The sequence below is a fragment of the Bacillus sp. FJAT-27225 genome, assembly GCF_001685025.1.
Taxonomy (GTDB): Bacteria; Bacillota; Bacilli; order Bacillales; family Cytobacillaceae; genus Bacillus_D.
Genome location: NZ_MAYU01000008.1, coordinates 1 through 6116, shown reverse-complemented (window position 1 = coordinate 6116; position 6116 = coordinate 1). Strand labels below are relative to the sequence as shown.

The following is a 6116-nucleotide window of genomic DNA, read 5'->3' as shown; positions in this document are numbered from 1 at the left end:
AAAAAAAAAGCAGGCAACCTGATGATTGCCTGCCTTCCTTATGAGGATTATTTTTTATTTCCTGCATTTCCGTTGTTGCCGTTACTGCCCACTTTTACTGTGTTGGACGATGCGTTTCCTGCATTATCTACAGCAATGACTTCAACAGTTTGGCCGTTTTTCACTGGCTGCTCGAGTACAAAGGAGGTTTCCCCATTTACAAATGGTTTTTCCGTAGCAAGATTTCCATCAACTTTTACATACCAGTAAGCGACGCCGCTTGTTTTATCAGAAGCATCGACTGCAACCGTTTTTCCGTCTTTCTGTAATACTGTTTTGAGTTTTGGAGTAGAAACGTCAAGCTTCACCGGTAATACAACAGTTTGCGGTTTGGCACCTTCATAATCAAGTGTTGCTTTCACCTGCAAGTAATATTGGCCTTCCGGAGCCATCTTACCATTATGCATTGTGCCATCCCATGTCCAGTCGGATGAAAGGTGATACATTAGTCCCGCGCCACCGTTATAGTAATTTTTACGTAATTCTTTTACAGATGTAATTTCCTTTACTACTTCGCCATCAGCGTTCAATACACTAAAATTCAATTCTTTTGCATTACGGACCAGGGATAGAATGTACGTCCCACTATCGTTTTTACCGTCACCATTTGGCGAAATGGCAATAAAATTAGGGTTAAGCTTGCCAGTTGCCTGGTCAACGCCTAAATAATTGTATTTGCCTCCTCCAACATGTGTCATCACTCCCGTGTATCCATAGTAAGACATTGGATCCCAGGCAGGAGTATCAAGGATTGGAGCTGCATTCCAGTCGCCTTTAAAACCGACATATGGGACGACCAAATCTGGGTTTGTATTAGTTGGGTCGGTTAACTTAACAAAGCCTTCCAGCCAATAGCCGTTTGTGAAAATTGACTTTAAATCTGCATCCCACTCACTAACGTCAATAGAGACTTCAAAAGTTGTTTTCCCTTTGGCAGGTACTTCGATTGAATTGACTGCCTTTCCGTTAACTGTCGTGATTTCTCCTAAATCAAGACCTCCGGTTAGGTTTGGTGCTGTTACCAAAACGCCGCCTCCATTAGCAGGGCTATCTGTTTGAGCACTTGCACTGACATCGTAAGTTACGGCATCGTCAGAGTAGTTTTCCGCTGTTAACGTAAACGTTACAACATTGTTCTTAACTTCTTTGAGAGCAACCTTTGCTTCACCGGTTTTCGAATCAGTCACAGTTACAGGTGTGGATAATGCGGCATGAAGCTGCATTAGGCCTGCACCCTGTCGGCGTGGAGAAACAGGTGCTTTTCCAAATACTACTGGCTTAGCGGTATTCAACAAGAATTTTTTCGCAAGCTTGGACCGATTCGCGCCTTGAAGGCCGAATTCATTATCGACTCTTTCCAGAATCAATGCCGAACCGCCTGCTACATGCGGTGCCGCCATTGATGTACCACTCATAATCTGGTATTCATTATGATCTGCAGTTGAGTAAATCTGCCCGCCTGGCGCGGTGATTTCCGGTTTGAAATCAAGGCTTGGCGTGATGCCCCACGATGTGAAGGCGCTCATTTTGCCTGCTTCACTATTAGGAACGGTTAATTTTCCGCCACCGAAATTTACAGTAACAGCCTTTCCTGCTTGAAGTGCTGCCGCAAAGCGAACTCCATCCGCTTGTAACATGAACAGTTGCGGAATTGTAATCGCCGCATCTGTTGCCATATTAACAGTTCCACCGGCATTGTTGTAAATGATTACTCCAGCTGCTCCAGCATTTTGAGCATTTAAAGCCTTTTCAGTAAATGCGATGGCCCCGCGTTGAATTAATGCAAACTTTCCTTTCAAATCTTTTCCCTTGAGATCTGCAGGTTGTCCCAATCCTCCATACACCAGTTCAAAGTTTGTACCCACTGTCGGTGCAGTTTGGCCCGCAGACAGGAACATAACTTTTTCAGCTTCGCCTCCATCAATTGAAACATCAGCTGCATCTACATCCATTCGAGTGTTTTCGTAGGATGCAACGGAAATGGAATCATTGGATACACTTGGAGAACCAACTACCCCATAATCTGGATTTGAAGCATACGGGTAGAAGTAGCCTTCACCAAAGTGATTGGAGTTACCAGCAGAAATGGACATTACCACCCCATTGTCCACTGCGCGCTTAACCGCCTGTTGCTCAGGGGACTGTGCATCTACAAACCCGGCAGGTGATCCTAGGCTCATATTCAATACGTCAGCACCAAGCTTAATTGCATCATCAATCGCTTTAATATAAATATCTCCCCATGTAGTGGCCTCCTCTTCGCCAAATACACGCAAAGCCAGTAATTGAGCTTCTGGAGCAACGCCTTTAATCCCGCCATTTTCTTCGTCGCCATTGGCGGCTACGGTTCCTGCCACGTGCATCCCGTGCATTCCCGTATCAGCATTGTCATCTAGAATATCATCGTCATTGTCCGCATAGTTCCAGCCATAAGGAACCTTATCATTGAAATAATGTCCCGGAAGGCTTGACTCAGTGATTTCGTTTTCTACCGCGCCTTTAGATAATTTAGCGGAAGAAGAATCAGTCAAAAGGAAGTCTTTATGGGACGGATCGACACCAGAGTCAATGATTCCGACAACCATTCCCTCCCCTTTATAGCCGAAATCACGCCAGGCTTCCTGGGCTTCAACTAGCTCTTTACTGAACTTCATATCCGGCTTTTCAGCTGGAAGCTTGTACTCGTTTGCAAGATATACTTGTTTTACTTCTGGCACTTCCTTGATTTTTTCAATATCACCGTATTTTACTTTCGCACTAAATCCGTTTACGATTGCATTGAATTCCTGCTCGTATTTAATGCCGAGTTTTTTTCCATTGATTTTACCCTTGGCAGTCTTTTGTTTGTCTTTTGCGGCCTTTTCCAGCTGCTTACGCTCTGCTTTCGATAGCTTATCGTACTTTATGCCTTTCTTTGTTGCCGTTTCAACAGGTGCACTGCCATCAAGTTCAACAATTACCCGAACCTCTTTGTTTGGATCAATGTTTTGGTGGTCAGTTGCTGTTAGATTGGTTTTTGGTAGCGTCGGTTTATGTAAATCTAATTGTTCCGGAGTGATATTGCCTATCGAGGCAAATCCACTGCTGCCAAATGCTAATAAGAAAACGAAAATTATTACAGTAATTCTTTTGCCCATGCTCTTCCCCCTTATCTGTTTTGCAGAAAATAATAACTAGTGTCCTCCTCCTGAATTATTTAACTGAAAACACAAAATTTTCAGTATAATGTTATAATACTAAACTACTATTATTTCGGCTAGCGAAAATTATTTTTAGTACATTATTTAAAGGAACGGTCCCAATTTCAAATATTGTATGTTTTTGCTGGAAAAGAGTTTAATTTAGCGAAGGAAAGATGTTTTTGAACTTAAAAGCAGGATTTAAAGTGAAAATTTAGAAGAAAAAACGGGGATTTCTTCGAAAGGTTTTTAAGTGGCAAAGGGGATGATTGGGCAAATAGGTACTTTGTCATGAGGGTTATCATAATAAACTTGTCCCATTTTCAAAAACATACGAATGCTTGCTTCTCAAAATTATCCTAGAAAAAAGACTTCCCACAATTAAGTAAGAAGCCTTTTAACAACAACAGCCCTGTCGTTAAGTGATACCGGTGGCCGGGTTCAAACCGGCACTCCCGATAACAAGTAAGTGTACCGCTCCTTTTTCTTTGCTCCTTTTTCATCCTCAAAAATAATTCATCCAATTTTAAGTCATTATTAAAATATCCGTCCCATGTACCTTTTTTGTACCAACGGCTCAAGAATTTTGTTCTGACAAATACCTATGTTATCGAATGATGAATTTGATTAAGCAGATAACCAAGTGGCACTCCGATAACTGTTAAAAACGCCCCCACCGCTACTGCATTCATGGTATTAAACAGTTCCAATAGTTCCTTTTGTGAAGAAAACATAAGGACCTAGTGTCATAATTAATATCCATCCAGGGATTCCCCATCTCACTAAGTGGTTTGTATCAAAGTTCATATTGAATCACACCTCCCGTCCCAATATTCGACAGCCGTTTCCAATTCCTTCCACAGCAAATAAAAAGGCATCGATTACTCGGCACCTTCTGCTAATACTTCATAATTTTCCTCAATGAATGCTTTTTCTTCCGCAGGTGTTAAAACTCCGTATGCTTGACCAACTTCACCATCTTGGAATGCCCACAGTGTATTATGTTGCAATTCAACTTGAGAAAAGTTTCCTCGCTTCCAGCTGTATAACATCTCGAGATAGGCATCTTCCTTGGCGTATGTATCTACATTTGCTTCCACGACTTGTAATAATCGCTCAACCCGCTCTAAAGTCATAGGCGTTAGACCCCGTTTCATTTCTGCCCTAATTTTTTGATGGGTCATGCCATGTAATGTGTTTTGCATTTCCAGTTCAGTCATGGTGAGCGGATACTTCTGCTCGATTTCTTCCTTGGTCAACACTTCTTGAAACAGGAAAACAGGACTTGATTCCTCAACAGGTTCCACTGTTTCTTCAATAGGTTCGATCACAGTTGCAGGTGCTTCAGGTTCCTCCGTAAGTTCAATGACTTTATCAGATTCCTTTTGTTCCTTCTTCTTTTGGGAAGTATCATATGCCATATAACTTCCTAATCCGATAATCGCTATAAAAAGGAGGGTAGTTATCCTTTTCATTATCTTTATCAACTCCTTCATTTTGAGGAAGCATCCGCCAGCGGAGGATCTTCCGCTTTCTGTAAGATTCACTCCGAACTCATCTCGATGGATTACTTGTAATGCCTCTCAAGTGCTTCTCAATATCGTCAACAACTTCATTATCGACACTTCTCATTATCGGTAAAAGTGCAAATGCTCTTTCTTGCTTGATAATCTTTGCAGTGAGTCCTACATCATTAAATATGCCCACATCAAAATGGAGTAGCATTGACCCGTATGCTGTTGTCTTGTCCTTATGATAGTAATTGAAAAACAAATCTATAAGAATCCGTACTCCGCCTTCTCGTCAAATCTTTGTGCATGTTATCACTCCCATATATTGAGTATTTCTTTTGCATTATCCGTTACCACCAATGTGCTGGCAACTTGTTTCCATCTCTTATTTTCGACAAACACCCGCAAGAGAAAACAGCAGCGTAGTCTGGATGCCGCATGTACCTAAGCGCAAGGGTGAGCCCACGGCGAACCCAAGACTTCCCCACGATAAGGCCCAAGGATTTCAATCGTCAATTTGAGTTAAACCCTCTATCTGAAAAAACCCCATTATCGAGCAAAAGGTTATGATGGCATATGTCCTGACCGCTTAAAAGTCATCAATACTATATATACGTAAACAATCCTTTAAGAGGACATACACAATGAAAATACAAAAGCAGAAAGTCATCATGAAAAAATCACTGGCGATTTACCTAATGCTAAAAGGACACACATTGATTTATTGTGTTCCTAACAAGTTCCGAAGCAGTTACTTTGTTTACAAATTTATCGATTCTCCAGAGCTAATTGCCTATATGTTGGCATTTAAAAGTTAATAGGTGAGTAGTTCCCTATATTACACACTTCAAAGTATATAGTTTATAGCGATATGCTAACCTATTGGAAAAATCATACACAAGCAATGTACAAACAATAAACAAACAGAGGAGAAAATACTAAACATGGAAAAATTATCGACAGCGGACTTTTGCGAAAGATTTAATATAGGGGAAAAGTCATTCAAGCTTAAAAAGCGGAGAGAGGCAGATCTAGCCAAAGCACGTAAGTCCCCTGATGTAATGCAACAAAAGGAAGGCAAGGAAAACTTCTACTACATATGTAAAAAGACTTCCCACAATTAAGTGAGAAGCCTTTTTAAAACAGTGATACCGGTGGCCGGGGTCGAACCGGCACTCCTTTCGGAACACGATTTTGAGTCGTGCGCGTCTGCCAATTCCGCCACACCGGCATAATAAAATGAATTGGACTTTATGGAGGCGGCAACCGGATTCGAACCGGTGGATAAAGGTTTTGCAGACCTTGGCCTTACCACTTGGCTATGCCGCCGAATCAAATGGAGCGGAAGACGGGATTCGAACCCGCGACCCCCACCTTGGCAAGGTGG

2 protein-coding genes and 2 tRNA genes are annotated in these 6116 nt (G+C 41.9%); all 4 read right to left on the bottom strand.

From position 1 onward, the window contains the following. Positions 1 to 47 precede the first annotated feature (47 nt). Positions 48 to 3176, bottom strand: a complete 3129-nt coding sequence (locus A8F94_RS26350) for a S8 family serine peptidase (RefSeq protein ID WP_066197913.1) — start codon at positions 3174 to 3176, stop codon at positions 48 to 50. Between the two features lie 923 nt (positions 3177 to 4099). Continuing rightward, a complete protein-coding gene (locus A8F94_RS07550; protein WP_066197910.1) occupies positions 4100 to 4693 on the bottom strand; it encodes a DUF6241 domain-containing protein in 594 nt (197 codons plus the stop codon). 1185 nt (positions 4694 to 5878) lie between these two features. Beyond that, positions 5879 to 5960: transfer RNA gene (locus A8F94_RS07535), tRNA-Leu, on the bottom strand. A gap of 23 nt (positions 5961 to 5983) precedes the next feature. Further along, positions 5984 to 6058: transfer RNA gene (locus tag A8F94_RS07530), tRNA-Cys, on the bottom strand. Between the last annotated feature and the right edge of the window lie 58 nt (positions 6059 to 6116).

What these genes read in the sequence shown, in the direction of transcription:
- A8F94_RS26350 (WP_066197913.1), bottom strand. Translation starts at nt 3,176, where the DNA reads ATGGGCAAAAGAATTACTGTAATAATTTTCGTTTTCTTATTAGCATTT.
- A8F94_RS07550 (WP_066197910.1), bottom strand. Translation starts at nt 4,693, where the DNA reads ATGAAAAGGATAACTACCCTCCTTTTTATAGCGATTATCGGATTAGGA.